The 26221-nt window shown below is 72.3% G+C and carries 23 protein-coding genes; 12 read left to right on the top strand and 11 right to left on the bottom strand.

Translation table 11 applies throughout. From position 1 onward, the window contains the following. The first annotated feature begins 247 nt into the window (after positions 1-247). Entirely contained in the window at positions 248-1363 is a 1116-nt protein-coding gene (locus tag ACIO5D_RS17840) for a TerD family protein (RefSeq protein ID WP_400796185.1), read from the top strand. Between the two features lie 52 nt (positions 1364-1415). Here the strand turns inward: ACIO5D_RS17840 and ACIO5D_RS17835 are convergent, their stop codons facing one another. Beyond that, complete coding sequence (locus tag ACIO5D_RS17835; RefSeq protein WP_363607111.1) at positions 1416-2156, bottom strand: Tellurium resistance; 741 nt, start codon at positions 2154-2156, stop codon at positions 1416-1418. Positions 2157-2515: 359 nt separating this feature from the next. Here ACIO5D_RS17835 and ACIO5D_RS17830 point away from each other — a divergent pair, with 359 nt between their 5' ends. Then, a complete protein-coding gene (locus ACIO5D_RS17830) occupies positions 2516-3640 on the top strand; it encodes a DUF2637 domain-containing protein (RefSeq protein WP_363607113.1) in 1125 nt (374 codons plus the stop codon). Positions 3641-3816: 176 nt separating this feature from the next. On the opposite strand, the gene ACIO5D_RS17825 is transcribed toward ACIO5D_RS17830, so the two are convergent. From ACIO5D_RS17825 to ACIO5D_RS17805, 5 genes are all read right to left on the bottom strand, one after another. Further along, positions 3817-4926 carry a DUF475 domain-containing protein gene (locus ACIO5D_RS17825; RefSeq protein WP_363607114.1) on the bottom strand — a complete coding sequence of 370 codons (1110 nt, stop codon included), beginning with the start codon at positions 4924-4926 and terminating at the stop codon, positions 3817-3819. Between the two features lie 152 nt (positions 4927-5078). Next, complete coding sequence (locus ACIO5D_RS17820) at positions 5079-5654, bottom strand: TerD family protein (RefSeq protein ID WP_363607116.1); 576 nt, start codon at positions 5652-5654, stop codon at positions 5079-5081. Positions 5655-5862: 208 nt separating this feature from the next. Then, entirely contained in the window at positions 5863-6438 is a 576-nt protein-coding gene (locus tag ACIO5D_RS17815) for a TerD family protein (protein ID WP_363607118.1), read from the bottom strand. Positions 6439-6634: 196 nt separating this feature from the next. After that, positions 6635-7093, bottom strand: a complete 459-nt coding sequence (locus ACIO5D_RS17810) for a peroxiredoxin (protein WP_363607120.1) — start codon at positions 7091-7093, stop codon at positions 6635-6637. 326 nt (positions 7094-7419) lie between these two features. Further along, complete coding sequence (locus ACIO5D_RS17805) at positions 7420-7854, bottom strand: DUF3052 domain-containing protein (protein WP_363607122.1); 435 nt, start codon at positions 7852-7854, stop codon at positions 7420-7422. Between the two features lie 516 nt (positions 7855-8370). Here ACIO5D_RS17805 and aceE point away from each other — a divergent pair. Continuing rightward, on the top strand, positions 8371-11121 hold the full coding sequence (gene aceE, locus ACIO5D_RS17800; protein WP_363607124.1) for a pyruvate dehydrogenase (acetyl-transferring), homodimeric type: 2751 nt from the start codon (positions 8371-8373) through the stop codon (positions 11119-11121). A 142-nt stretch (positions 11122-11263) separates the two neighbouring features. On the opposite strand, the gene ACIO5D_RS17795 is transcribed toward aceE, so the two are convergent. Continuing rightward, positions 11264-12868 (bottom strand): MFS transporter, encoded by a 1605-nt coding sequence (locus ACIO5D_RS17795; protein ID WP_400652124.1) that lies wholly within the window; start codon positions 12866-12868, stop codon positions 11264-11266. Positions 12869-13085: 217 nt separating this feature from the next. On the opposite strand from ACIO5D_RS17795, the gene ACIO5D_RS17790 reads away from it, so the two are divergent. From ACIO5D_RS17790 to ACIO5D_RS17760, 7 genes are all read left to right on the top strand, one after another. Continuing rightward, positions 13086-13859, top strand: coding sequence for a TetR family transcriptional regulator (locus ACIO5D_RS17790; protein WP_363607128.1), 774 nt, complete (start codon positions 13086-13088; stop codon positions 13857-13859). 144 nt (positions 13860-14003) lie between these two features. Next, positions 14004-15305: a sensor histidine kinase gene (locus ACIO5D_RS17785; protein ID WP_363607130.1), complete on the top strand. Its 1302-nt coding sequence runs from the start codon at positions 14004-14006 to the stop codon at positions 15303-15305. After that, complete coding sequence (locus tag ACIO5D_RS17780; protein WP_400796180.1) at positions 15302-15976, top strand: response regulator; 675 nt, start codon at positions 15302-15304, stop codon at positions 15974-15976. Before ACIO5D_RS17785 ends, ACIO5D_RS17780 begins: the two co-directional genes overlap by 4 nt. Before the next feature lie 124 nt (positions 15977-16100). Then, positions 16101-17243, top strand: a complete 1143-nt coding sequence (locus ACIO5D_RS17775) for an alpha/beta hydrolase (RefSeq protein WP_400796177.1) — start codon at positions 16101-16103, stop codon at positions 17241-17243. Between the two features lie 53 nt (positions 17244-17296). Then, on the top strand, positions 17297-18526 hold the full coding sequence (locus tag ACIO5D_RS17770; protein ID WP_400652112.1) for an acyltransferase: 1230 nt from the start codon (positions 17297-17299) through the stop codon (positions 18524-18526). A 79-nt stretch (positions 18527-18605) separates the two neighbouring features. Then, complete coding sequence (locus ACIO5D_RS17765) at positions 18606-18953, top strand: MmcQ/YjbR family DNA-binding protein (protein ID WP_363607138.1); 348 nt, start codon at positions 18606-18608, stop codon at positions 18951-18953. Positions 18954-19113: 160 nt separating this feature from the next. Beyond that, complete coding sequence (locus ACIO5D_RS17760) at positions 19114-20325, top strand: alpha/beta hydrolase (protein ID WP_400796174.1); 1212 nt, start codon at positions 19114-19116, stop codon at positions 20323-20325. Here ACIO5D_RS17760 and ACIO5D_RS17755 read toward each other — a convergent pair. From ACIO5D_RS17755 to ACIO5D_RS17745, 3 genes are all read right to left on the bottom strand, one after another. Beyond that, the gene (locus ACIO5D_RS17755) at positions 20289-21359 is read right to left on the bottom strand and encodes a WYL domain-containing protein (RefSeq protein ID WP_363607142.1); all 1071 of its coding nucleotides are present in this window, start codon (positions 21357-21359) and stop codon (positions 20289-20291) included. The two genes, ACIO5D_RS17760 and ACIO5D_RS17755, sit on opposite strands and share 37 nt — an antisense overlap. A gap of 120 nt (positions 21360-21479) precedes the next feature. After that, positions 21480-22493 (bottom strand): aldo/keto reductase, encoded by a 1014-nt coding sequence (locus tag ACIO5D_RS17750; RefSeq protein WP_363607144.1) that lies wholly within the window; start codon positions 22491-22493, stop codon positions 21480-21482. After that, positions 22490-22981, bottom strand: a complete 492-nt coding sequence (locus ACIO5D_RS17745) for a MerR family transcriptional regulator (RefSeq protein WP_363607146.1) — start codon at positions 22979-22981, stop codon at positions 22490-22492. Before ACIO5D_RS17745 ends, ACIO5D_RS17750 begins: the two co-directional genes overlap by 4 nt. A gap of 108 nt (positions 22982-23089) precedes the next feature. On the opposite strand from ACIO5D_RS17745, the gene ACIO5D_RS17740 reads away from it, so the two are divergent. Beyond that, complete coding sequence (locus ACIO5D_RS17740) at positions 23090-23923, top strand: serine hydrolase domain-containing protein (RefSeq protein WP_400652104.1); 834 nt, start codon at positions 23090-23092, stop codon at positions 23921-23923. Between the two features lie 47 nt (positions 23924-23970). On the opposite strand, the gene ACIO5D_RS17735 is transcribed toward ACIO5D_RS17740, so the two are convergent. Then, positions 23971-24747 carry a pirin family protein gene (locus ACIO5D_RS17735; RefSeq protein WP_400796170.1) on the bottom strand — a complete coding sequence of 259 codons (777 nt, stop codon included), beginning with the start codon at positions 24745-24747 and terminating at the stop codon, positions 23971-23973. 207 nt (positions 24748-24954) lie between these two features. On the opposite strand from ACIO5D_RS17735, the gene ACIO5D_RS17730 reads away from it, so the two are divergent. Continuing rightward, a complete protein-coding gene (locus tag ACIO5D_RS17730) occupies positions 24955-26151 on the top strand; it encodes a helix-turn-helix domain-containing protein (protein WP_363607248.1) in 1197 nt (398 codons plus the stop codon). The last annotated feature ends 70 nt before the right edge of the window (positions 26152-26221 follow it).

Here is a 26221-nt window from a genome sequence, read left to right as displayed (position 1 = left end):
GTTAACCGGCCCACCGGGCGCGGTGGTTCCCGGGCACGCGCTGCTGATTACCCCCCGCCGAACCCCCCGGGGGCTTCCCGCCGCCCATCGTACGGACGGCTTCCGGTCGAATACGGTTCCGAAACATCGAATTCTCGGAAGGTTACCCTCCACTTCACAAAGCGCAAGCGTTGGCAAAGTCCCCTACCATTCCGCCTCCTTCGGTCACGTTGTCCGAAGGGGTGGCGAACAGGCAGGATGGTCGGCTATGACGCACGTGATGGCCAAGGGCGCCAACATCGCACTGCCGGTGGCCGCGGTCCGCGCCGTGCTGCGCTGGAGCGCCACGTCCGGCGCACCGGACGTGGACGCGTCCGCGCTGCTGCTGGGCCCCGACGGCAGGGTCCGTTCCGATGCCGACTTCGTCTTCTACAACCAGCCGCGCCACCCCTCCGGCCTGGTGCGCCACCTGCCGAAGCAGCAGACCGGCGGGGGCGCCGAGATCACCGACACCGTGGAGGTCGAGCTCGGCAAGCTGCCGGCCGAGGTGGACCGGGTGGTGCTGGCCGGCTCCTCCGAGGGCGGCTCGTTCCGCGCGGTGGCGGGGCTGCGCGTGCTGCTCTTCGACGCCGCCACCGGCGAGGGCGCGCCCGCGCTCGCCGAGTTCCCGATGCCCGAGGCCGACGATGTCACCGCGCTGGTCGCGGGCGAGCTCTACCGCAGGGCCGGGGCCTGGAAGTTCCGGGCGGTCGGCCAGGGCTACGCCTCCGGGCTGATCGGGCTGGCCACCGACTTCGGCATCACCGTCGACGACGAGGCGGGCGACGCCCAGGGCACGGCCGCCGACCCGACCGCGCACGCCGCCACCGCCCGCACCACCACCGACCCGGCCCCGGACCCGCGCGGTGTCCTGCCGGACCCGCACCCGGCCTCGCGGGCCGAGCCCGGCACCTACACCCTGACGCCGCCGGTGCCGCAGCCGCCCACCGTCGCACCGGTCACCGCCGCACCGGTCCCCCCTCCCCCACCGCCGCCGGCGCCGCCCACCCTGCCGCCGAGCACCCCGCCCGTCCCCCCGGCGCCCCCGACGCAACAGCCCGGGTACGGCTACCCCCAGCAGTCGCCCCAGCAGCAGCCGCAGCACCAGCGCGGCGGCTACGGGTACCCCCAGCAGCCCCCGCAGACCTCCCAGCAGCATTCCTCGCCCGGCTACGGCTACCCACCGCAGCAGCAGGCCGACGGCTACGGCTACCCGCCGAACAGCACCGCACAGCCCCAGCCGCCCCAGCACCAGCCACCGCAGCAGCCCTCGCCCGCCCGGCCCCCGGCCGCCGGGGAGGAGTTCGCGCTGCCGCCGCAGGGCCCGCAGTTCCAGCCCCGTTAGGGTCTGTCGAGCCCCTGCCCGGCCGGACAGGGGCTCCCGTCCCCGCCCGCCGCTACTCCGCCCCCGCCCCGCCCTTGTAGCCGCGCTGCCACTGCATCCCGAAGCCGTACAGCCGGTCGATGTCCGCCTGGAAGCCGTTCACGTAACGCACCTCGCGACGCACCGTCAGCTGGTTGTCCCCGACGTTCTCGATCAGCACCACCGCACAGGACCGCGCGGCCGCCGCCCGCTCCTCCAGCTTGATCTCGATCCGCGGCCCGGTCTGCGGCACGATCGTCACGACCGCGTTGGCCTGTTCGAAGGCGGGCGTGCCGTCGTAGATGTAGACGAAGATGAGCAGCCGCTTGAACTGGTCCTTCTTCTCCAGGTTGACGTACATCGTCTCGCCGGACGGCGCCCCGTACTGGTCGTCGCCGCTGAGCTTGATGTACGGCGGGTGCTGCAGGTCCCCGAAGAAGCCACCGAGCGGCTGCACCACTCCCCGGCTGCCGTCGGCCAGTTCGTACATGCAGGCCAGGTCGAGGTCGACGTTGACCTGCCCGCCCGCCTGGGAGTCCGGCTCCATCGGGCTGAGGATGCGCGGGCTGAACCAGCGCTTGACCATGTCCCTGGCGCTCGGCCCCGAAGCCGCTATCCGCGTGGTCCAGTGCAGATTGACGTACAGGTAGCCGGTGGTGGCGGCGGCCCCGGTGATCGCGTGGTGCGGGGTCGACTTGGTGAGCGTGATCTTGTGCTGCCCGCCCGGGTCGAAAGTGTTCCGCTCCCCGCGCAGGTACTCCCAGATCGAGGCCATTCCCGTCCTCCCAAGGTCCGCCAGTCGATCTGACGGTCCGCCGCTCCATGATCGGGCATCAGCCCGGCCGCCGGGTACCCCGACTCCCCTACCCATCCACGTTCCCGGGATGCCGTCGGGGCGGCCATCTCGAGCCACCGGCGGGTCGATTGGCGGGGCCAAGCCCCCCTCCCGTAACATGCCGCCCCTTCGGACGCGATATCGTCTAGCCGCACAGGTGTCCCGTCCGCTCCCGCCCCGGCGCGGCGGGCTCGCCCGACGGCGACGACGCACCGTCAGGCGCGGTTCCTCTTCACGAACCTGACCGCCTGTGTCGCACTGTGACCTGTCCCCTGCGGAAACCCGAGGCCCGACCCGCAATGAACCTGACCTCCATACAGCTGGTCTGGACCGTCGTCGGCGGCGCAGCCCTGCTGTTCACCGCCATCCTGGTGGCGACCCTGCGCTTCAAGAACACCAAGGCCGAGGAGTCGGGTGACTCCTGGGAGCGCAGCGAGGACCGCCGCCGCCGCAAGGAGATGATCTACGGGATCTCCTCCTACGTCCTGCTGTTCTGCTGCGCCGGCGTCGCGGCCGCACTGTCGTTCCACGGTCTGGTGGGCTTCGGCAAGGAGAACCTGGGCCTCTCCAACGGCTGGGAGTACCTCGTCCCGTTCGGTCTGGACGGCGCCGCGATGTTCTGCTCGGTGCTCGCCGTGCGCGAGGCCAGCCACGGTGACGCGGCCCTCGGCTCGCGCCTGCTGGTCTGGGTGTTCGCGATCGCCTCGGCCTGGTTCAACTGGGTGCACGCCCCGCGTGGCATGTCGCACGACGGCGCCCCGGAGTTCTTCTCCGGTATGTCGATCTCGGCCGCGATCCTGTTCGACCGGGCGCTGAAGCAGACCCGTAAGGCCGCCCTCCGCGAGCAGGGCCTCGTCCCGCGCCCGCTGCCGCAGATCCGCATCGTCCGCTGGATGCGGGCTCCCCGCGAGACCTACGCCGCCTGGTCGCTGATGCTGCTGGAGAACGTCCGCAGCCTGGACGAGGCGGTCGAGGAGGTGCGCGAGGAGCGCCAGGCGAAGATGGACGCCAAGCTGCGCGCCCGGAGCGCCGACCGGCGCGAGCGCGCCGAGCTCAAGGCCATCTCGCGCCAGGGCGGCATGCTCGCCCGGGCCCGTGGCGGCCGTCAGGTGCCCGCGCTCACCGCTGCCGGAGACGGCCCGAGCGCTACGGAGCCTGCCCTAGCCGCTGACGCCGACAGCACCTCCCAGACCGGCGCCTCGTCGCTGGAGCCCGCGTCCATGAGCGCCCTGGACGCCGGCCGCCGGCCCCGCGCCGCCGTCGGTTCGTCCTCGGCCGGCTCCGCCGACTCCTCCTACACCGGTTCCTCCTCGTCCTACCGCAGCTCGACCATCGACCTGACGGCCGACGACGACACCCTGTCGATGCCCAAGCTGGACTCCCTGGAGCGCAAGCTGCGCGCCATCGAGCAGCAGCTCGGCTGAGCGCCGGCACCGGGTCTGGTCCGGGCCCGAGCCCGCAGCGAGCCTGAGCCGGGCCCGGACCCGCCCTGCTCAACCACCGAGTACTCCGCGTACTCCGCAGACGCGAGAACGCGCAACGGCCGCCCCCGGGGATGTGGGGGCGGCCGTTGTGCTTGCCGGGGAAGGCGGAAGGGCCGCTACTTGCCGGCGCTCACCAGTTCCCGCTCCTCGCCACCGTCTCCGCCCTCGGCGGCCTCGCGGCGGTTGCGCAGGACCGACGAGCCGAGCGCCAGACCGATGAAGGCGACACCGATCAGGCCGGTGACGATCTCCGGGATGTGGTACTTGATGCCGACCAGCAGGATCGCCGAGAGCGCGCCGATCGCGTAGTGCGCGCCGTGCTCCAGGTAGACGTAGTCGTCCAGGGTGCCCTTGCGGACCAGGAAGACGGTCAGCGAACGGATGTACATGGCGCCGATACCGAGGCCCAGCGTGATCATGAAGATGTCACTGGAGATGGCGAACGCGCCGACCACACCGTCGAAGGAGAACGAGGCGTCCAGGACCTCCAGGTAGAGGAAGAGGAAGAACGCGGCCTTGCCGCCCACCTGGATGATGGACTTCCCGGACTTCTCGGCCTCCGCCTCCTTCTCCTCCTCTTCCTCCAGGCCCGACTCGAAGATCGAGGACAGGCCGTTCACGACGAGGTAGGTGACCAGGCCCAGGATGCCGGCGAGCAGCACCGTCTCGGCGTGCTCCTCGGCGAAGAAGTTGGCCGCCAGCAGGAGCGCGACCAGCGCGACGACCGACGAGAAGGCCTCCAGCTTGCCGACCTTCTCCAGCGGGCGCTCGATCCAGGCCAGCCAGTTGTAGTCCTTCTCCTCGAAGATGAAGTCGAGGAAGATCATCAGCAGGAAGACGCCACCGAAGGCCGCGATGGCCGGGTTGGCCGCCTCCAGGTACTGGCCGTACGTGGAGCCGTTGAACGTCTTGTCCGAGTTGAGCGCGAGGTCGACGACCGTCGCGGGGTTGAGGTGCGCGGTGAGGCCGACCACCAGCAGCGGGAAGACCAGCCGCATACCGAAGACGGCGATCAGCACGCCGACGGTGAGGAAGATCTTCTGCCAGTACGGGTTCATCCGCTTCAACACCGTGGCGTTGACCACCGCGTTGTCGAACGACAGGGAGATCTCCAGGATGGAGAGGATCAGCACGATGCCGAATCCTTCTGCCCCCCAGAGCAGACCGGCTGCGATCAGGCCGATGACGGTGATCGCGAATGACCAGCCGAATGTGCGGAGGAACACGGGATTTGATTACCTTTCGGGCTCAGGGCGTGCCACGGGTGCGGCGTCGTCCTGAGACGCCCTGACCGGGCCGGGCCCGGTCAGGTCACCCCCGCACTGCCCTCTGTTCTTTTAATCGTTGAACGGGCTCGTCGAATGCGATTTTCCGACCTTTACTGTACGTTTACGCCGAAATCGAGGGCAATGCCACGCAGGCCGGAGGCGTACCCCTGGCCCACCGCGCGGAACTTCCACTCCCCCGCGTAGCGGTACAGCTCGCCGAAGATCATCGCGGTCTCGCTGGACGCGTCCTCGGTCAGGTCGTAACGGGCGATCTCCTGCTGGTCCACCGAGTTGACCACCCGGATGTACGCGTTGCGCACCTGGCCGAAGTTCTGCAGCCGGGACTCGGCGTCGTAGATCGACACCGCGAAGACCACCTTGTCCACCTGGACCGGGACCAGCTCCAGGTTGACCAGAACGACCTCGTCGTCGCCCTCGCCCTCACCGGTGAGGTTGTCACCGGTGTGCTCGACCGAGCCCTCGGGGCTCTTGAGGTTGTTGTAGAAGACGAAGTACTCGTCGCCGAGCACCCGTCCGCCCGAGCAGAGCAGGGCGCTCGCGTCGAGGTCGAACGGCGCACCCGTGGTCGAGCGGGCGTCCCAGCCCAGACCGATCTGCACCTGCGTCAGGTTCGGTGCGGCCTTGGTGAGCGAGACATTGCCGCCCTTGGCGAGCGTGACACTCATGTCTGTCCTTCCTCCTTGCCTCCGGGGCGCATCTCAGGTGTATTCCCCCGCGGCCCCGTCCGGCCGCTTTTGGCCGGCTGAACTTCCTGAACTCCCATCCTTCCAGTGCACCGGGGCAGCACGAAGCCGGGGCGGCCGCCGACGCCTCGCGTCCGCGGCCGCCCCGGCCGGTGGTGCTCCGTCAGGCCACGAAGGGCCCGCGCCCGACTCAGACGTTGACGCCGAAGTCCTGGGCGATGCCGCGCAGACCGGAGGCGTAGCCCTGGCCGATGGCGCGGAACTTCCACTCGGCGCCGTTGCGGTACAGCTCGCCGAAGACCATCGCGGTCTCGGTCGAGGCGTCCTCGGAGAGGTCGTACCGGGCCAGCTCCTTGTTGTCGGCCTGGTTCACCACGCGGATGAACGCGTTGCGGACCTGGCCGAAGTTCTGGGTCCGGTTCTCCGCGTCGTAGATCGAGACCGGGAAGACGATCTTCTGTACGTCCGCCGGGACGGTCGCCAGGTTGACCTTGATGGCCTCGTCGTCGCCCTCGCCCTCACCGGTGAGGTTGTCACCGGTGTGCTCGACCGAGCCCTCGGGGCTCTTCAGGTTGTTGAAGAAGACGAAGTTTCCGTCCTTGTCGACCCTGCCCTGGTCGTTGCAGAGCAGGGCACTGGCGTCCAGGTCGAAGTCCGTACCGGTGGTGGTGCGGACGTCCCAGCCAAGGCCGACGACCACGGCGCTCAGGCCGGGAGCCTCCTTGGTGAGCGAGACATTGCCGCCCTTGCTCAGGCTGACACCCACTTGTCCTCCAAGATTCGGGAGGCACGTCGCGGTGCCCCCGTGGTGCGGTTCAAGGCGCCGGCCGGCGGTTGCCGCCGGGCCTCTGACCAGCCAACGGACCGATCGTAGTGCCGGGTTCCCGTACCGGACGGGGAACGGGCCCGGCGTGGCTGTTCGAATCTCGGCCGGACCGGGCCCGCAGGGCGTCCAGGGGGCCTCAGAGCGCGCCGAGGACCTTCAGGTACTCCTGCTCGTCGCGGGCGTCCGGCAGGTCGTTGACGACGCTCCAGCGGACCACGCCGGCCTTGTCGATCACGAAGGTGCCGCGCACCGCGCAGCCCTTCTCCTCGTCGAAGACGCCGTACGCCCGGGAGACCTCGCCGTGCGGCCAGAAGTCCGACAGCAGCGGGTACTCCAGGCCCTGCTGCTCGGCGAAGACGCGCTGGGTGAACGGCGAGTCGTTGGAGACGCCGAGCACCTGCACGTCGTCGTTCTGCAGCCGCGGCAGCTCGTTCTGGATCGCGCAGACCTCGCCGGTGCAGACGCCGGTGAAGGAGAACGGGTAGAAGACCAGGACGACGTTCTTCTCGCCCCGGAAGTCGGAGAGCTTGACCAGCTCGCCGTGCTGGTTCTTCAGCTCGAAGTCCGGAGCCTGGGTGCCGACCTCGATGGCCATGGTGGGACCTTTCTGACGCGACAGTGCCGCGCGGCGGGCGCGGCGAGCCACATCCTCCCATCCGCCCGGACCGATTCCGCCGGACGAGTGAGGGCGCCGGCCCCGCACCCAGCCGCTTTCGCCCTCGGCGAACGCGCGCCCGGGCGCACCGGTACCCCGGCGACCGCGGCCCCGACCCCGGCCGACGGCGCGACCGTGACGGCCCCGAGCACACCCCCCGCCGGCGCCCCCGGCCGGGAAACGGACGCGGCCGGGCCTCACCGGAGGAAGTTCCGGCGAGGCCCGGCCGGGCCGTGCTCAGGTGCGTTCGGCGACGCCGGGGGCGGTCAGCGCTTGCCCGACTTCGCGGCCTTGGTGGCCAGGCGGGTGGCCGCCCAGTCCTTGGCGATCGCGATCGAGCTGGTCTGCGAGAGACCGGCGGTCTTGGCCGCGTCCGCGATGTCCGAGGCCTCGATGTGGCCGTCCCGGCCGGTCTTGGGCGTCAGCAGCCAGATCAGGCCGCCCTCCGCAAGGTATTCCAGGGCGTCGACGAGGGAGTCGGTGAGATCCCCGTCGTCGTCGCGGTGCCACAGCAGGACGGCGTCGGCGACGTCGTCGTAGTCCTCGTCGACGAGATCCGTCCCGGTGATCTCCTCGATGCCTTCGCGGAGGTCCTGGTCAGTGTCTTCGTCGTACCCCAGCTCCTGGATGATCTGGCCTTCTTCGAAGCCGAGACGGTGCGCCGGGTTGGACTTGTCCGCGGGGTCCGCGGTCGCGCTCACGGGAATAACCTCCAGTATTCGGCCCGGCGTCCATGCCGAGGCTGTGGCCGTAGTCCACACGGGCGCGGCGGTTCGCGCAAGTACCCGACCCCCGATCCCCTCCAAAGGTTGACGTGTCGCACCGAAACACGCCGGTCGACGTGTCGGGAATCACACCGATTTGCCCTTCTCTGCGTAGGACAAGGATGCTTCGGGTGGTCCCGGCCCACAGGGCGCACGCGTGCCCGAGATACGAACGGCATTCGGGTCCGCGCGTACGCGGGCGTAGAGTCTCCTGTTGGCCCTCACCCCGACCGCCCGCCATCGGACGGTCGGGCAACCAGGTCGGACCACCTCTGTTCGTAACACCCGGTGGTGCGCGGCGCAGGCGACAGCGCCTGAGCCGCACACCGCCAGACCGTACCGCCCACCAGGCGGAACGGTTACCGATCGGTAGAGATGACGGATCTCCGAGCGCGGTAGCACGATGGAGGCGGCGCGACACACCTCAGTTTCGACCGACAGTGAAGGAACAGCGTGGCTTCCGGATCCGATCGCAACCCGATCATCATTGGCGGCCTTCCGAGTCAGGTCCCGGACTTCGATCCCGAGGAGACCGCGGAATGGCTGGAGTCGCTTGACGCGGCCATCGACGAGCGGGGGCGCGAGCGTGCCCGCTACCTGATGCTCCGCCTGATCGAGCGCGCCCGCGAGAAGCGTGTCGCCGTGCCCGAGATGCGCAGCACGGACTACGTCAACACCATCGCCACCAAGGACGAGCCGTTCTTCCCCGGCAACGAGGAGATCGAGCGCAAGGTCCTCAACGCGACCCGCTGGAATGCGGCCGTCATGGTCTCCCGGGCCCAGCGCCCGGGCATCGGCGTGGGCGGCCACATCGCCACCTTCGCCTCCTCCGCGTCGCTGTACGACGTGGGCTTCAACTACTTCTTCCGCGGCAAGGACGCCGAGGGCGAGTCCGGCGACCAGATCTTCTTCCAGGGTCACGCCTCCCCCGGCATCTACGCCCGCGCCTTCCTGCTGGACCGGCTGAGCGAGCAGCAGCTCGACGCGTTCCGCCAGGAGAAGTCGAAGGCTCCGTACGGCCTGTCCAGCTACCCGCACCCGCGGCTGATGCCGGACTTCTGGGAGTTCCCGACCGTCTCGATGGGCCTCGGCCCGCTCGGCGCGATCTACCAGGCCCGGATGAACCGCTACCTGGAGCACCGCGGCATCAAGGACACCTCCGACTCGCACGTGTACGCCTTCCTCGGCGACGGCGAGATGGACGAGCCGGAGTCGCTGGGCCAGCTGTCGCTGGCGGCCCGCGAGGGTCTGGACAACCTGACCTTCGTGGTCAACTGCAACCTGCAGCGCCTGGACGGCCCGGTCCGCGGCAACGGCAAGATCATCCAGGAGCTGGAGTCCCAGTTCCGGGGCGCCGGCTGGAACGTGATCAAGCTCGTCTGGGACCGCAGCTGGGACCCGCTGCTCGCGCAGGACCGCGACGGCGTCCTGGTGAACAAGCTCAACACCACGGTGGACGGCCAGTTCCAGACCTACGCCACCGAGACCGGCGCGTACATCCGCGAGAACTTCTTCGGCAGCGACCTGCGCCTGCGCAAGATGGTCGAGAACATGACCGACCAGCAGATCCAGCACCTGGGTCGCGGCGGCCACGACCACGCCAAGGTGTACGCGGCGTTCAAGGCGGCCCGCGAGCACAAGGGCCAGCCGACGGTCATCCTCGCCCAGACCGTCAAGGGCTGGACGCTGGGCCCCAACTTCGAGGGCCGCAACGCGACGCACCAGATGAAGAAGCTCACGGTCGAGGACCTGAAGCGCTTCCGCGACCGCCTGCACATCCCGATCACGGACAAGCAGCTGGAGGAGGGCTACCCGCCCTACTACCACCCGGGCCGTGACTCGGAGGAGATCCAGTACATGCACGACCGCCGCAGGGAGCTGGGCGGCTACGTGCCGACCCGCAAGGTGCGGCCGCGCCAGCTGGAGCTGCCGGGCGACGACGCGTACAAGGCGGTCAAGAAGGGTTCCGGCAACCAGACCATCGCCACCACCATGGCGTTCGTCCGGGTGCTCAAGGACCTGATGCGGGACAAGGGCATCGGCAACCGCTTCGTGCCGATCGCGCCCGACGAGTACCGCACCTTCGGCATGGACTCGCTGTTCCCGTCGGCGAAGATCTACAACCCGCTCGGCCAGACCTACGAGTCGGTCGACCGCGATCTGCTGCTGGCGTACAAGGAGTCGCCGACCGGCCAGATGCTGCACGACGGCATCTCCGAGGCCGGCTGCACCGCCTCGCTGATCGCCGCCGGCTCGTCCTACGCCACCCACGGCGAGCCGCTGATCCCGGTGTACGTCTTCTACTCGATGTTCGGGTTCCAGCGCACCGGCGACCAGTTCTGGCAGATGGCCGACCAGCTGGCCCGCGGCTTCGTGATCGGCGCCACCGCCGGCCGCACCACGCTGACCGGTGAGGGCCTGCAGCACGCCGACGGCCACTCGCACCTGCTGGCCTCGACCAACCCGGGCGTCGTCGCGTACGACCCCGCGTACGGCTTCGAGATCGCGCACATCGTCCAGGACGGTCTGCGGCGGATGTACGGCTCCAGCGAGCAGCACCCGCACGGCGAAGACGTGTTCTACTACATGACCGTCTACAACGAGCCGATCAAGATGCCGGCCGAGCCGGAGAACGTCGACGTCGAGGGCATCCTCAAGGGTCTGCACCGGTACGCGCCGGCCACCGCCGGCCAGATCCCGGCGCAGATCCTCGCCTCCGGTGTGGCGGTGCCGTGGGCCCTGGAGGCCCAGCGCATCCTCGCCGAGGAGTGGAACGTCAAGGCCGACGTCTGGTCCGCGACCTCCTGGAACGAGCTGCGCCGCGACGCGGTGGAGGCCGAGGAGTTCAACCTGCTGCACCCGGAGGAGACGCAGCGCGTCCCCTACGTGACGCAGAAGCTCCAGGGCGCCGAGGGCCCGTTCGTCGCCGTCTCCGACTGGATGCGCGCGGTACCGGACCAGATCTCCCGCTGGGTGCCGGGCCAGTACCAGTCGCTGGGCGCCGACGGCTTCGGCTTCGCCGACACCCGTGGCGCGGCCCGTCGCTTCTTCCACATCGACGCGCAGTCGGTCGTCCTGAGCGTGCTCACCGAGCTCGCCAAGCAGGGCAAGGTCGACCGCAGCGCCCTGAAGGACGCGATCGACCGCTACCAGCTGCTGGACGTGGCGGCGGCCGACCCGGGCGCCGCCGGCGGCGACGCCTGATCCGCAGTCGGACACCGAAGGGCCGGACCTCCTCGACGGAGGTCCGGCCCTTCGGCATGTGCGGCACTCGAACGGTCTTCGGTTCGGACGCACGGCGGCCCCGGACTCCGCGGAGTCCGGGGCCGCCGTCGCGCGGGGCCGGTCAGATGTGCACGGCCGGGCCCGCGTCGGTGGTGCCGCGGCGGGTGAGCAGGCCGAGCAGGGCGGCGGCGAAGGCCACCACGGAGGCCACCGCGAAGGCGAGCGACATCCCGCTGACGAAGGAGTCGTGCACCGCGCCGGCCATCGCGTCCACCGCCTGCTGCGGGGTGCCGGCCGGGGCGGGCGGAGCGATGCCGAGCTGGGCGGCCTGGTTGAGGCCCTCGGTCTGCGCGGGCTCGACCGGCGGCAGGCCGGCCCTGGCCCAGTTGCCGGGCAGCACGTCGGTGACCCTGGCGGCCATCAGCGCGCCCAGCACGGCGGTGCCCAGGCTGCCGCCGACCTGCATCGCGGCCTGCTGGAGGCCGCCGGCCACGCCGGACAGCTCCAGCGGGGCGTTGCCGACGATCACCTCGGTGGCACCGACCATGACCGGGCTGATACCCAGGCCCATCAGCACGAACCAGAGCGACATCACGCCGGTGCCGGAGCCCGCGTCCAGGGTGGACATCCCGAACATGGCGGTGGTGGTGACCAGCATGCCGGCCACGATCGGGATCCGCGGGCCGAGCTTGCCGATGGCCAGGCCGGCCACCGGTGATCCGACGATCATCATGGCGGTCATCGGCAGCAGGTGGACGCCGGCCGAGACCGGCGACATCCCGTGGACGTTCTGCAGGTAGAAGGTCACGAAGAAGATCGCGCCGAAGAAGGCGAACGCCATCAGCACCATCAGCAGGGTGCCCGCCGACAGCGGCACCGAGCGGAACAGGCCGAGCGGGATCAGCGGCTCGCGGGCCACCCGCTGCCAGAGCGCGAAAGCCACCATCAGGACCACCGCGCCGCCCAGGAGCAGCAGCGTGGAGGCGTTGCCCCAGCCCCACTCGGGCGCCTTGATGATGCCGAAGACCAGGGCGAACATCGCCACCGAGAGCAGGGCGATGCCGGGCAGGTCGAAGGACTTGGCGGCCTTCTCGGCCCGCACGTCCTGGAGGATCCAGACGCCGAGGGCCAGCGCGATCAGGCCGACCGGGATGTTGATGAAGAACACCGACTCCCAGTTGACGTGCTCGACCAGCAGACCGCCGACGATCGGGCCGGCCGCGGTGGAGGCTCCGATCACCCCGCCCCAGATGCCGATCGCCATGTTGAGCTTCTCGGCCGGGAAGGCCCCGCGCAGCAGGCCGAGCGCGGCCGGCTGGAGCAGCGCGCCGAACAGGCCCTGGAGCACCCGGCAGGCGATCACCGTCTGGATGCTGGTGGCGAAGCCGATCGCGGCCGAGGTGGCGGCGAAGCCGACCGCGCCGACCAGGAAGGTGTTCTTGTGGCCGAACCGGTCACCGATCTTCCCCGCGGTGATCAGGAAGACCGCCAGCGCCAGCAGATAACCGCTGGTCACCCACTGGATCTCGGAGGGCGCGGCCTTCAGGTCGGCCTGGATGACCGGGTTGGCGATCGCGACGATCGTGCCGTCGAGGGCCACCATCATGACGCCGACGGCGACGGTCAGCAGGGTCAGCCAGGGGTGTCCCTTCAGCCGGTTCCCGGACGGGGGCCGGTGTGGCGGCTCCACGCCCGGCTGGGCGTTCTTGACGGCGGACTGGCTCATCTGGGGCCCTCCGGGGCATGGCAGAGAACAAACGTGGTCGTGGCGCCCCGGCCCACCCGTCCCCACGAGTCACCCGGCCCGACGGACGCCACTTCCGGCAGATTATGTCAGCCACTGACATTCGGCAAATGGTGACTTCTGACTTCAGCTGACATTTGTCAGAGCGCTAAGGTTGTGATCACACCCCTCCCGCACCACCGCCCGGAAGGCCCCCGCCATGGCCGCTCAGACCTCGCCCCCCGCCACCGCCCCGGACGGCAGAACCGCCGACGGCACGGCCCCCGGCGCGACACCCGATCCGGCCGCCGACCACACGCCCGACCGCACACCGGACCACCCGGCCGACCGCGCCTCCGGCCGACCGCCCGGGCTGCGCGAGCGCAAGAAGCAACGCACCCGGGACGCCCTGGTGCACGCCGCCCACGGGCTCTTCCTCACCCAGGGCTTCGCCGGTACGACCGTGGACGAGATCGCCGCCGTCGTCGACGTCTCGCAGCGCACCTTCTTCCGGTACTTCGCCAACAAGGACGAGGTCGCGCTCGCCGTGATGGCCGACGCCGAGGACTACTTCATCGAGTGCCTGCGCCGCCGCCCGGCCGAGGAGAACCCGCTCCAGGCCCTGCGCGCCGCGATCGTCCAGTCCTGGCGCGACCTGGGCTCCGGCGACCTCGGCGGACCGGGCTCGATCACCAGCGCGCTGGAGCTGGTGCGGCTGATCGAGGAGACCCCCACCCTGCTCGCCGCGCACCTGCGCCGGATCACGCAGCAGGAGCGGATCGTGGTCACGGTGATCGCCGAACGCGAAGGGCTGGATCCGGCCGAGGACCTGCGTCCGACCGTACTGGCCGCCGTCTTCGGCAGCGTGCTGCGCTCCGCCCACCTGTCCTGGTGCGACGACCAGGAGAAGTGCGGCCCGGAGGCCATGATCACCCTGATCGAGCGTCATTTCGACCAGCTCGGCCCCGCCCTGGCCGGCGACTGGCGGCACTGAGGACCGGCGGACCCGGGCGGGCCGCCGTCCAGTCGCACCCGGGGCACCGGGTCGTACCGGAGTACCGGGTCATACCGGGGTACTACCCGGGATCCCGGCCCCCGGTCGGACGACGGCGGCGCCCGGCCCGCCTACCCTGGCGGGATGATCGACCCGCCCCCCGGACCGGCCCGGAGCGACCCGCTGCGGGCCCTGCTCGCGCCGCTCGCCCGACCGTCCGCCGACCGCACCCCGATGCTGGCCAACGCCTCCAGCCGGTGGGTCCGTTACCTCCCCTACGTCCTCGCACTGGCCGCCTTCACCTCCCTGCTGCCCAACTCGATCAACGTCCTCGCGCACGACTACAAGCTCGCGACCGGGCTCGCCGCGGGCCTCGCCATCGCGCAGACGGCACCGCTGCTGCTGACGCCGAGCCGCCCGCTGGCCGCCTGGTGGGTCATCGGCGGCACCAACCTGCTGACGTCCCTGCTGATCCTGACCACCGGGCGGGGGACCTCCTCCGCCTGGCCCTGGCCGGCCACCAGCATGGTCGGCTATCTGCTGCTGATGCTCCCGCTCGCCCTCCGCGAGCCGCGCCGCACCCTGCTCTCCGTCTGGCTGGCCACCGCCGCCGCCAGTCTCGCGCTCTCCCTGGCCGGCGCCACGGCCGAGGTCGGCAGCGACAACAGCATGCTCGCGGTGGTCCTGACCGGCGCGGTCCTGCTGCTCGGCGGAGCCCTGCGGGAGCGGGCCGAGGCCCAGCGGCTGCTCACCGAGCAGGAGCACATCAGCGAGGCCGAACGCGAGCGGCGCACCCTGCTGGAGGAGCGCGCCCGGATCGCCCGCGAGCTGCACGACGTGGTCGCCCACCACATGTCGGTGATCGCCGTCCAGGCCGCCAGCGCCCCCTACCGGATCACCGGAGTCCCGGACGACGCCGCCGAGGAGTTCACCGCCATCGCCGGCACCGCCCGTGAGTCGCTGGCCGAGATGCGGCGGCTGCTGGGTGTGCTGCGCAGCGAGGAGTCCACCACCGAGAAGGTGCCGCAGCCCGGGGTGGGGCAGCTGGCCCAGCTGGTCGAGACGGTCGCCCGGGCCGGGGTGCCGGCCGAACTGTCCGTGGCGCCCGAACTCGACGACGCCCTGCCGCAGGCCGTCGGACTCTCCGTGTACCGGATCGTCCAGGAGGCGCTGGCCAACGTCGTCCGGCACGCCCCCGGCGCGCGGGTCTGGGTCTCGCTGGCCGTGGACGGCCCCGCGCTGCTGGTCACCGTGGTGAACGGCGCCCCGCCCGAGCGCGTCGAGTCCCTGGAGGCCTCGGCCGAGGGCACCGGCCACGGTCTGGTCGGCATGCGGGAACGCGTCCGCCTGCTGGATGGCAGGCTGGACACCGGCCCGCTGCCCGACGGCGGCTTCAAGGTGGCCGCCGTCCTGCCGTTCGACACCCCCCTGGAGACATCCGCATGACCATCCGCGTGATCATCGTCGACGACCAGGCGATGGTGCGGGCCGGCTTCGCCGCCCTGCTCAACGCCCAGAGCGACATCGATGTGGTGGGCGACGCGGCGGACGGCGCGCAGTCCCTGGAGGTCACCGGCCGCACCCATCCGGACGTGGTCCTGATGGACGTCCGGATGCCCGTCATGGACGGCCTGGAGGCGGCCCGGCGGCTGCTCGACCCGGCCGTGCCCGGCGCGCACCGCCCCAAGGTGCTGATGCTGACCACCTTCGACGTGGACGACTACGTGTACGAGGCCTTGCGCGCCGGGGCCAGCGGCTTCCTGCTCAAGGACGCGCCCCCGGCCGACCTGATCGCCGCCGTCCGGGTGGTCGCGGCCGGCGAGGCGCTGCTCGCCCCGTCGGTGACCCGCCGGCTGATCGAGGACTTCGCCCGGACCAGGCCCGCCAGGCGCCGCGACCCCAAGCTGCGGCTCAACGGCCTGACCCCGCGCGAGACCGAGGTGCTGGAGCTGATCGCGCGCGGCCTCTCCAACCAGGAGATAGCCGCCCGGCTGGTGCTCGCCGAACAGACCGTCAAGACCCACATCGGCCGCATCCTCGCCAAGCTCGACCTGCGCGACCGCGCCCAGGCCGTGGTGCTCGCCTACGAGTCCGGCCTGGTGACACCTGGTCAGTAGCACTTCCCCCCTCGTGATACCCGGGTAGTACCCGGGAGTTGGCCCCGCGGTGTGACGCCCGCGGGGCCGCCGCATTCCTACCTTCCTCTCCGTCGAGACCGAACGGACAAGGGAGACAAGGGACATGCGGCAGCAGCGCCCCCAGAACAGGTCCACACGTCTGCGCCGGGCGCTCACCGCCGCCGCGGTGGCCCTGGCCGCCGTACTGGGCTCGGGCGGCTGGGCCGCCGACACCCAGCACGCCCTCACCGGACCGCCACCGGGCAGCACCGCCTGGGTGGCGGACACCACCCTCGGGATCCGCCTGCCCGACCCGGCCACCGCCACGCCCGCCGAGGTGGCCGCCTTCTTCGCCGGCCTCACGCCGGCCCGGCGGGACGCGCTGGCCGTCCGCCACCCGCTGGTGGTCGGCAACCTGGACGGCGCCCCCGTCCAACTGCGCTACCGGGCCAACGCGCTGGCCCTGACCGAGGAGCGTGGCCGCGAACTGGCCCGCGCCACCGACCCGGCGCGCACCCCGCAGGACCACGCCGCCGCCCGCGCCCGCGCCGAGCGCTACCGCACCCTGCTCGACGGCGGCCGGCAGATCCTCGCCTTCGACCCGCGCGGCCGCGGCCAGGTCGCCGAGGTCTACGGCGACCTGGCCACCGCCCGCCGGACGGCCGTCGTCGTGCCCGGCTCCGACATCGACCTGCTGAGCTTCGACCGCGCCACCGACCCGTACGGCACCCCGGCCGGGATGGCCCGCGCGCTCCACGACGCGACCGGCCGACGGACCGCCGTGATCGCCTGGGCCGGCTACACCACCCCGGTCGGCGTGGGCCCGGACGCCGCCACCGAGAAGCTGGCCCACGCCGGGGCGAAGCGGCTGGCCCGGCTGCTCGACGGACTCGCCGTCACCACCGGGCCCGACGCGCCCGCCACGGTGTTCTGCCACAGCTACGGCTCGGTGGTCTGCGGGCTGGCCCGGCCGGGGCCCGCGCAGTCCTCGGGGGTGGTGGTGCTCGGCTCGCCCGGGATGGGCGTCGGCTCGGCCGCCGATCTCGACCCGGAGGTCCCGCTCTGGGCCACCGCCCGCAACGGCTCCGACTGGATCGGCAACGTGCCGTTCGTCTCCGTCCTGGGCCTCGGCCACGGCGCCGACCCGACCGGCCCCGCCTTCGGCGCCCGCCCGCTGCCCGCCACCGGCTCGCACGGCCACACCGGGTACTTCGCGCCCGGCACCGCCTCCCTCGCGGCCTTCGCCGACATCGCCCTCGGCCGCTGACCAGCCGCGCCCGACCCGCCCGTCCCGCCCGTGCCACCGTGAGGAGCACCGCCATGGCCCACCCGCTCACCGCCCTGCGCCGCGCCGCCCACCAGGTCGACGCCCGCACCCCCGAGACCCGCGACCGCGCCCTGGACGGGCTGCGCGCCCTCGCCCTGCTCGCCGTCCCGGTCGGCCACTGGATGCTCGGCGGCTTCACCCTCTCCCCCGACGGCGCGCTGCACAACGCCAGCCCGCTCGGCTCGCTCGGCTTCTTCGCCCCGCTCAGCTGGGTGCTCCAGATGCTCGGTGTGTTCTTCCTGGTCGGCGGCCACTCCACCGTCCACTCGCTGGAGCGGGCCCGCGCCAAGGGCGTGACGTACCCGGGCTGGCTGCGCGGCCGGGCGGTGCGGCTGCTGCGCCCGGTGCTCGGGGTGACGGCCGTCTGGGCACTGCTGATCCCGCTGCTGGAGCGGCTCGGAGTGCCGGGCGACACCGTCCGGACCGGCTCGGTGCTGGTGGTGCAGCCGCTCTGGTACATCGGCGTCTACCTGGGGCTGACCGCGCTCACCCCGCTCTGTGTGGCGGCCGGCCGCCGGCTGCGCGGCTGGTCGGCGGGCGCGCTGGTGGCCGTCGTCGCCCTGGTCGACCTGGGGCGGTACGGGCCCTGGGCGGACGCGGTGCCGTCCTGGGTGGGGCTGGTGAACGTGCTGCCGGGCTGGCTCTTCGGCTACCAGCTGGGCGTGCTCTGGGCGCAGGGCCGGCTGCGCCGCCCGGCCGCGCGGCTGCTGCTGCTCGGCGGCGGTGCGCTGTTCGCCGTACTGCTGCTGGTCTTCCACTACCCGGCCAGCATGGTCGGCGTGCCCGGCGCCGAGCGGACCAACTCGCACCCGCCGTCCCTGCTGGTCCTGGCGCTGGCGGCGGTGCAGTGCGGCGCGGCGGTCCTGCTGCGCGAGCGGCTCGGCCGGCTGCTGGGGCGCCGGCCGCTGCTCTGGCTGCCGGTGGTGGCCGTCAACCTCTCGGCGATGACGATCTTCTGCTGGCACCAGAGCGCGATGCTCGCCGTCGCGGTGCCCGGTGCGGCGGCCCTGGGCGCGGTGCCGGGGCTGACCACCGCACCGTCGACTCTGGGCTGGGTGGCCGCCCGGCTGGCGCTGCTCCCGCTGTTCGGCGCCGTCCTGGTGACGATCGGGTGGTTCACCCGCCGGTTCGACGGGCCCTGGACGGCGTTCTCCCGCGCCTGGAAGGCCGTGGCCGGGGCCGCGGCGGCGCTCTTCGCCGCGTACGCGCTGGGTCTGGTCTGACCAGCGCCGGAGCGGCCGCCGCCCCGGAACGCCGTGCGTTCCGGGGCGCGGTGTCGGTCCGCTGCCCTACCCTGCCGCCATGGTGACGTTCGATGAGTTCCGCGCGATGGCGCTGGCCCTGCCGCAGGCCGTCCAGGAGCCGACCTGGGAGATCGAGACGCTGCGGGTCCACTCGAAGATCTTCGCGATGGGCTCGCCGGACGGCGGGACGGTCAGCGTGAAGGCCTCCCGGGAGGACCAGGCCGAGCTGCTCGCCGCCGAGCCCGAGGTGTTCTCCTTCCCCCAGTACGTCGGGCGGCACGGCTGGGTGGGCGTCCGGCTCGACCTGGTCGACCCGGACGAGCTGCGCGACCTGCTGACCGACGCCTGGCGGCGCACCGCACCGAAGCGGCTCGTCAAGGAGTTCGACGCGGAGGCGGCCCGGTGACGCCGCCCGGACACCGGCGGTTCATGTGATGCTAAACACAGTTTAGGGCGGGTCCATCACTCCTCCGGGCGCCCTAGGCTTGCGAAGGGAAGTTGGCAGTCGTAGCACCCTCCGGGCCCCCGCCCGCGGAACGGTGACGGGCCCCTAGGGAGTTGACGCGATGCGCCGTCGGCGGTGGAAGCGTGTACTGATCGGCGCCTTCGCGGGTTGCGCCGTGCTCGCCGACGCCGGTGCGGCGGCGGCCCAGGCCGCCGCGTCCACCGAGCAGTTGGCGATCTCCACGCCTCCGGCCGGCAGCGCCGCCTGGGTCGAGGACCACTCCTTCGGCCGCGGTCTGCCCGACCCGGCCACCACCACCCCGGCCGCCGCCGCCGAGTTCTTCACGTCGCTCGCCCCCACCGAACTGGACCGGCTGATCCAGGACTACCCGCTGGTCGTCGGCAACTTCGACGGCGCCCCGGTGGAGCTGCGCTACCGCGCCAACCGGATCGCCCTCGCCGCCGAGCGGGACCACGCCCGGGACCGCGCCAACAACCGGAAGCTCGACTCCGACCTGCGCGCGCTGGCCGTCTCCCGCGCCAACGACATCGAGCACCTGCTGGCCCCCGACCGCCAGGTCCTCGCCTTCGACCCGCGCGGCCGCGGCCTGGTCACCGAGGTCTGGGGCGATCTCGCGGACGCCGACCGGATCTCCGTCCTGGTCCCCGGCTCGGACGCCGACCTCGGCCACTTCGACCAGACCGCCGAACCGCTGCGCTCCCCCGCCGGGATGGCCCGCGCGCTGTACGCCGAGGAGCGGCGGCAGTCGCCCCGCACCCGGACCGCGGTGATCGCCTGGACCGGCTACGTCACCCCCTCCGGACTCGGTCCGGACGCCGTCACCTCGCGGCTCGCCGACATCGCCGCGCCCCGGCTGGAACGGCTGCTCGCCGGGCTGAAGGAGACCACCCGGCCGGACGCCCCGCCGTCGCTGCTCTGCCACTCCTACGGCTCGGTGGTCTGCGGCAACGCCGCCCCCGACATCCCGCGGGCGGCCGCCTCGCCGTCCGACACCTCCGGGGTCACCGACCTGGTGGTGTTCGGCAGCCCCGGCATGGGAGTGCAGACCACCTCCGAACTGGGCGCCGGCGTGCACGTCTGGGCCACCCGCAACGGCAGCGACTGGATCGGCAACGTGCCGTACCTGGAGGTCGGCGGGCTCGGCCACGGCGCCGACCCGACCTCGACCGGCTTCGGCGCCGAGGAGATCTCCTCCGCCCGGGCCTCCGGCCACAACGGCTACTTCACCGAGGGCACCGACAGCCTGCACAACTTCGCGGCCATCTCGCTCGGCCACTACGACGAGGTGGTCCGCCCGACGGCCGGGGCCTGAACCCTCCGCTCCCTGGCGGACTGCGGCCGGTCGGACGCCCTGCCCCGGCCGGGGGCCGCCCCGCGGTCCGGGTAGAGCCGGGCGGCCTCGGCGGCGACCCTGGCCATCTCCCGCCGGGCGGCGGGCGGTGAGAGCACCTCGGCGTCCCCGCCGAAGGAGAGCAGCGAGCGGACGGCCGGCAGCGACTGGAAGCCCAGGGCGAGCTCGACCCACTCGTCGGCGGGCCCGGTACCCCACTCGGGCGGCGGCGCGGTGAGCCTGGTCCCGTGGAGGCGGATGAACATGTCCAGCCGGGCGCGCCGCACCCGGACCTTGACCGACACCTCCTTGGGCAGCCGTTCGACCTGCTCGCGCAGCACCGCCCAGACCTCGCCCAGACCGAGACCGGGACGGCGGCGCACCGGCTCCTCGGCGGTCTCGGCGGCCAGCACCCGGTCGGCCCGGAACAGCCGGGGCTCACCGCGCAGATCGGCCACCAGGTACCAGACGGCCGCCTTGCTCACCAGGCCGTACGGGTCGACGGTGTACTCGGCGGGCCCCGAGGTGCCGCTGTGCCGGTAGCGCAGCCGCAGCCGGCGGTCGGCGAAGACGGCGTACTGCAGCTCGCCGAGGTCCGGTCCGGCGGGCACGCCCGCCTGGAGCCAGCGGGCCGGGTCCACCAGGACGCGCTCGCTGATCCGCTCGGCGGCCGGGCGGTGCGGGGCCGGCAGCGCGGCCATCACCTTGCGCAGCGCCGAGCCGAGCGCGCCGTCCAGCCCGAGGTCGCTGTGCGCGCCCTGGGCGGAGAGCACGAACAGGGCGCGGGCCTCGTCGGCGGTGAGCCCGCTGACGTCGGTGCGGTAGCCGGGCAGCAGGTTGATCCCGCCGTGCCGGCCGCGTTCGGTGTAGACGGGGACGCCGGCCGCCGAGAGCGCCTCGACGTCGCGGTAGATGGTGCGGACCGACACCTCCAGGCGCTCGGCCAGTTCGGTGGCGGGCACCCGGCCGCGGGTCTGGAGCAGCAGCAGGATGGAGAGCAGGCGGTCGGCCTTCATGGCACGAGGATCCCAGAAACCCTGACGCCGGTTGTCAGCTTTTACCGGGAGATTGCCGGAACGGGGGCCGGACCGGCCGGCCCCCGCACCGGACCGCCGGCCCCCGCACCGGGCGCGCGGCTACTCGCGGCCGACCGAGGTGAAGGCCATGTTCGGGTAGCGGTCGCCGGCCACCTTCGCCGCGACCGGCTCCAGCGCGGCCAGTTCCTCCGCGGTGAGCCGCAGCGTCGCCGCGGCGGTGTTCTCGGCGAGCCGGCTGCGCTTGCGGGTGCCGGGGATCGGCACCACGGCCAGGCCGTGCACCTCGGCGCGCTGGTGCACCCAGGCGAGCGCCACCTGGGCGGCGGTGATCCCGCGCGCCGCCGCGATCTCCCGGATCGGCTCCAGCAGCGCGGTGTTGGCGGCCGCGTTCGCCCCGCTGTACCGGGGCTGGGTGCGGCGCACGTCGTCCGCCGCCAGTTCCTCGGCGGCGGCGAACGAACCGGTCAGGAAGCCCCGGCCGAGCGGCGAGTACGGCACGAAGGCGACGCCCAGCTCGGCCGCGGCCGGCACCGCCGAGCGCTCGACGTCCCGGGCGAAGACCGACCACTCCGACTGCAGGGCCGCGATCGGGTGCACCGCGTACGCCTCGCGCAGTTCGGCGCCGGTCACCTCGGAGAGGCCGAGGTGACGCACCTTGCCCGCCCGGACCAGCTCGGCCATCGCGCCCACCGACTCGGTGAGCGGCACGTCCGGGTCGCGGCGGTGCATGTAGTAGAGGTCGATCACGTCCACGCCGAGCCTGCGCAGCGAGGCGTCCGCGGCGGCCCGGATGTACGCCGGGTCGTTGCGGATGCCCCGGTGGGCCGGGTCGTCCTCCTTGCGCTCGATGGCGAACTTGGTGGCGACCACCACCCGGTCGCGGTTGGCGCGGACGAACGGACCGATCAACTCCTCGTTCCGGCCGAAGCCGTAGGCGTCGGCGGTGTCGAAGAGGGTGACGCCCGCCTCCAGGGCGGCGTCCAGGGTGGCGAGCGCCTCCGCGGTGTCGGTCGGGCCGTAGAACTCGCTCATGCCCATGCAGCCGAGGCCCTGGACGCCCACGGACGGACCGTCGGTGCCCAGCTGGGTGGTGGGGAGGGTGGGGAGAGTCATGCGCTCTGCTTCTTCCTCTGCTGGCGGCGGGCCGGTTCGCCGCGGTCGGCGATCTTCCCGGCATAGAGATCGATCTTGTAGTCGAGCACGGCGAGGGTCGCGTGCAGGTCGGCGATGCGCTGCCGGACCTCCTCGCGGTGGGCGACCAGCAGGTCGCGCCGTCCCTCGAAGGTCCGCTCGCCCTGGCGGGCCAGTTCGACGTACCGGAGCATGTCGGCCACCGTCATTCCGGTCAGCCGCAGCCGGCCCAGGAAGGCCAGCCGGTGCAGGTCGGCGTCGCAGTAGCGGCGCTGGCCGGAGGCGGAGCGGTCGACCGGGTCGAGCAGACCGATCCGCTCGTACCAGCGCAGGGTGTGGGCGGTCAGTCCGCTGGCCGCCGCGACCTCGCTGATGCTGTGCCGCGGGGTGCGGTCCGGGTCGCCGACCGGCTGGTTGAACACGTCGGAACAGGTGCGCGGGTCGACCTCGATCGGCGCGAGCGTTGCCATGATCGGAACCCCCAGTGGTGAGCGGTGTCTACGACGCTAGCGAGTTGGAGTGCACTCCAAGCAAGCCTCCCACGCGGGTGCTCGGACCACCCGGTTAGAGTCGGGCCCATGGAGAGCTTGCGGATGATCGAGAACTGGCCGGTGCCCAACGCCGCGGCGGCGGTGGTACGGGGCGCGGACGGCGCGGTGCTCGCCGGACACGGCCCGCAGCAGCACCTGTTCCCGCTGGCGTCGGTGACCAAGCTGCTCACCTCGTACGCCGTCCTGGTCGCGGTCGAGGAGGGCGTCTTCGAGCTGGACGACCCGGCCGGGCCCGCGGGTTCGACCGTCCGCCACCTGCTGGCGCACACCTCGGGGCTGGCCTTCGACGAACAGCGGGTGATGGCCGAGCCGGGCAACCGCCGGCTCTACTCCAACGCCGGCTTCGACGTGCTGGCACAGACCCTGACCCAGGCGTCCGGCATCGAGTTCGGCCGGTACGCCGCCGAGGCGGTGTTCGAGCCGCTCGGCATGCGCTCGACGCTGATCAACACCGCGCACAAGTCCCCCGCCGGAGCCGGCGGTCTCTCCACCGTGGGCGATCTCGCGCTGTTCGCGGCCGAGTTGCAGGCGCCCAAGCTGCTGGACCCGTCCACCGTACGCACGGCCACCCGCGAGGTCGCCTTCCCGGGCACCAGCGGTGTCCTGCCCGGCTTCGGCCACCGCCGCCCGAACGACTGGGGCCTCGGCTTCGAGATCCGGGACGGCAAGGCGCCGCACTGGACGGGCACCGCCAACTCGCCCGCCACCTTCGGCCACTTCGGCCAGTCCGGCACCTTCCTCTGGGTCGACCCCGAGGCGGGCGTGGCCTGCGTCGCGCTCACCGACCGGGACTTCGGCCCGTGGGCCGCCGAGTCCTGGCCGCTCCTCAGCGACGCCGTCCTGGCCGAACTGCGCGGCTGAGCAAGCCCGGTGGGCGCGCCGCACCGGCCGCCCACCGCGGGCCCCGCTCAGCCGTACGAGACCGGCGAGTGCATCTCCCAGAGCAGCAGCTCGGCGCCGGTCTCCCCGGCCGTCGGGTCCGCGAAGGCGCTGCCGGTGATCCGGACGCTGTCGCCGGGCACCATCGACCGGCCGCCGCCCTGCGGGCCCGGCACGGTGCGGTAGCCGAGCGAACCGGCCGTCAGATGGGCGTACCGCCATGCGGCGGCCGGGAGTTCGGGCAGCGGCTGCCAGGGCCCCGCGGTGGCCAGCCAGAGCGCGGCGTCGGAACGGCGCAGCCGCAGGGCGTCCGTCCCGGCGTCCCGTTCGAGGCCGGAGGCGAGCAGCGTCAACCCGCCGTCCGCCGGTTCCACCCGGCGCAGCCCGTACACCGGGGGCGCGTCGAAGACGTCCGGCTGGAGCCACATCTGGATGAAGCGGACCGGCCCCCGGGCGCCGCCGACGTTGCGTTCGGTGTGGGTGACACCGGAGCCCGCGCTCAGGTGCTGGATCATGCCGGGGCGGACCACCCCGCTGTGACCGCGGGAGTCCCGGTGGGCGAGCGCGCCCTCCAGCACCCAGGTGAGGATCTCGGTGTCCCGGTGCTTGTGCTCGTCGAAACCCGCGCCGGGGGCGAGCAGTTCCTCGTTGCAGGCCAGCAGCGCGCCGAAGTGGGTGTTCTTCGGGTCGTAGTGGCCCGAGAAGGAGAACGCGTGTCTGGTCTCGATGCCCTCGGCCGGGATCGAGAGGTGGCGCTCGGCGGTGCGGCGCAGGTCGGCGCGGGGGCGGGCGGGGGCGTCGGTCACGGCCTCCACGGTAGCGGGTGTGACGGCCGCCACCGTGGCCCTCCGGCGGGGGGCGTGCACGAGCAGCCACTCCGGTGAGGCAGTCTTGTCCTTGTGCCAGCCGCTTCCGCGAACTCCAAGAGCGATCCGAACGCCAAGCCCGACAAGAACGGGAAGAGCCCGACGTCCGGGGCCGGCCGGGACCGGCCCGGCCGGGCGGCGCCGCGCCTGACCGTACAGGAACGCAGACTCGCCGCCGAGCGCGCCGAGCGCCGGGTCGCGACGCTGAAGCGGCTGGAGAAATCCTCGGGCAAGCTGGCCACGGCCGCGATCGCGCGGATGGACGACCAGCTCGGCTGGTACCGGCGGATGCCGCCGGAGCACCGCTCCTGGATCGGCCTGGTCGCCCAGGCCGGGATCGCCGCCTTCACCGAGTGGTACCGCCACCCCGACGCCCCGCAGGCCATCTCCACCGACGTCTTCGGCACCGCACCGCGCGAGTTGACGAGGGCGATCACGCTGCGCCAGACCGTGGAGCTGATCCGCACCACGATCGAGGTGATGGAGGAGGCCATCGAGGAGGTGGCCGCCCCCGGTGACGAGGCGGACATGCGCGAGTCCGTCCTGGTGTACGCCCGGGAGATCGCCTTCGCCACCGCCCAGGTCTACGCCCAGGCGGCCGAGGCGCGCGGCGCCTGGGACGCCCGGCTGGAGGCACTGGTCGTCAACTCGCTGCTCTCCGGTGACGCCGACGAGGGAGTCCTCTCCCGGGCCGCCGCGCTCGGCTGGGGCCAGCCGAGCCAGGTCCGGGTGGTGATGGGCAGCGCCCCGGACGGGGACAGCGAGCTGGTGGTCGAGGCGATCCGCCGGGCCGCCCGGTACGCCAAGCTGCATGTGCTGACCGGGGTGCTGGGCAAGCGCCTGGTGGTGGTGGTCGGCGGCGACAAGGAGCCGGTGCACGCGGCCAGGGCGCTGATCGGCCAGTTCGCGGCGGGCCCGGTGGTGGTCGGCCCGACCGTGCCCGACCTGCTGTCGGCGACCCGCTCGGCCCACGCCGCCGCCGCCGGCCTGCGGGCCTGCGCCGCCTGGCCGGACGCCCCGCGCCCGGTGCTGGCCGACGACCTGCTGCCCGAACGCGCGCTCGCCGGAGACCAGGCGGCCCGCCGCCAGCTGGTGGAGGAGATCTACACACCGCTGGACGAGGCGGGCTCGGCACTCCTGGAGACCCTGAGTGTCTACCTGGAGCAGGCCTCCTCTTTGGAGGGTGCCGCCCGGATGCTCTTCGTCCATCCCAACACGGTGCGCTACCGGCTGCGACGTGTGACAGACGTCACGGGCTACGCTCCCTCCGACGTACGTTCGGCGTTCACGCTGCGCATCGCACTGGCGCTGGGACGACTCGCCGCGGCTGGAGAGCACAATTGACCGCGATGTAGGGAACTGACAATCCCGGATGCTTTTCTTCGTTACCGTCGCCTACCCGCCCCCGGGCGCC

The sequence above is a fragment of the Kitasatospora sp. NPDC087315 genome (assembly GCF_044744345.1).
GTDB lineage: Bacteria > Actinomycetota > Actinomycetes > Streptomycetales > Streptomycetaceae > Kitasatospora.
The sequence above is the reverse complement of the archived record's forward strand: the minus strand, read 5'-3'. Positions and strand labels throughout refer to the sequence as shown.

What these genes read in the sequence shown, in the direction of transcription:
- ACIO5D_RS17840 (WP_400796185.1), top strand. Translation starts at nt 248, where the DNA reads ATGACGCACGTGATGGCCAAGGGCGCCAACATCGCACTGCCGGTGGCC.
- ACIO5D_RS17835 (WP_363607111.1), bottom strand. Translation starts at nt 2,156, where the DNA reads ATGGCCTCGATCTGGGAGTACCTGCGCGGGGAGCGGAACACTTTCGAC.
- ACIO5D_RS17830 (WP_363607113.1), top strand. Translation starts at nt 2,516, where the DNA reads ATGAACCTGACCTCCATACAGCTGGTCTGGACCGTCGTCGGCGGCGCA.
- ACIO5D_RS17820 (WP_363607116.1), bottom strand. Translation starts at nt 5,654, where the DNA reads ATGAGTGTCACGCTCGCCAAGGGCGGCAATGTCTCGCTCACCAAGGCC.
- ACIO5D_RS17810 (WP_363607120.1), bottom strand. Translation starts at nt 7,093, where the DNA reads ATGGCCATCGAGGTCGGCACCCAGGCTCCGGACTTCGAGCTGAAGAAC.
- ACIO5D_RS17795 (WP_400652124.1), bottom strand. Translation starts at nt 12,868, where the DNA reads ATGAGCCAGTCCGCCGTCAAGAACGCCCAGCCGGGCGTGGAGCCGCCA.
- ACIO5D_RS17790 (WP_363607128.1), top strand. Translation starts at nt 13,086, where the DNA reads ATGGCCGCTCAGACCTCGCCCCCCGCCACCGCCCCGGACGGCAGAACC.
- ACIO5D_RS17785 (WP_363607130.1), top strand. Translation starts at nt 14,004, where the DNA reads ATGATCGACCCGCCCCCCGGACCGGCCCGGAGCGACCCGCTGCGGGCC.
- ACIO5D_RS17780 (WP_400796180.1), top strand. Translation starts at nt 15,302, where the DNA reads ATGACCATCCGCGTGATCATCGTCGACGACCAGGCGATGGTGCGGGCC.
- ACIO5D_RS17775 (WP_400796177.1), top strand. Translation starts at nt 16,101, where the DNA reads ATGCGGCAGCAGCGCCCCCAGAACAGGTCCACACGTCTGCGCCGGGCG.
- ACIO5D_RS17770 (WP_400652112.1), top strand. Translation starts at nt 17,297, where the DNA reads ATGGCCCACCCGCTCACCGCCCTGCGCCGCGCCGCCCACCAGGTCGAC.
- ACIO5D_RS17765 (WP_363607138.1), top strand. Translation starts at nt 18,606, where the DNA reads ATGGTGACGTTCGATGAGTTCCGCGCGATGGCGCTGGCCCTGCCGCAG.
- ACIO5D_RS17760 (WP_400796174.1), top strand. Translation starts at nt 19,114, where the DNA reads ATGCGCCGTCGGCGGTGGAAGCGTGTACTGATCGGCGCCTTCGCGGGT.
- ACIO5D_RS17755 (WP_363607142.1), bottom strand. Translation starts at nt 21,359, where the DNA reads ATGAAGGCCGACCGCCTGCTCTCCATCCTGCTGCTGCTCCAGACCCGC.
- ACIO5D_RS17750 (WP_363607144.1), bottom strand. Translation starts at nt 22,493, where the DNA reads ATGACTCTCCCCACCCTCCCCACCACCCAGCTGGGCACCGACGGTCCG.
- ACIO5D_RS17745 (WP_363607146.1), bottom strand. Translation starts at nt 22,981, where the DNA reads ATGGCAACGCTCGCGCCGATCGAGGTCGACCCGCGCACCTGTTCCGAC.
- ACIO5D_RS17740 (WP_400652104.1), top strand. Translation starts at nt 23,090, where the DNA reads ATGGAGAGCTTGCGGATGATCGAGAACTGGCCGGTGCCCAACGCCGCG.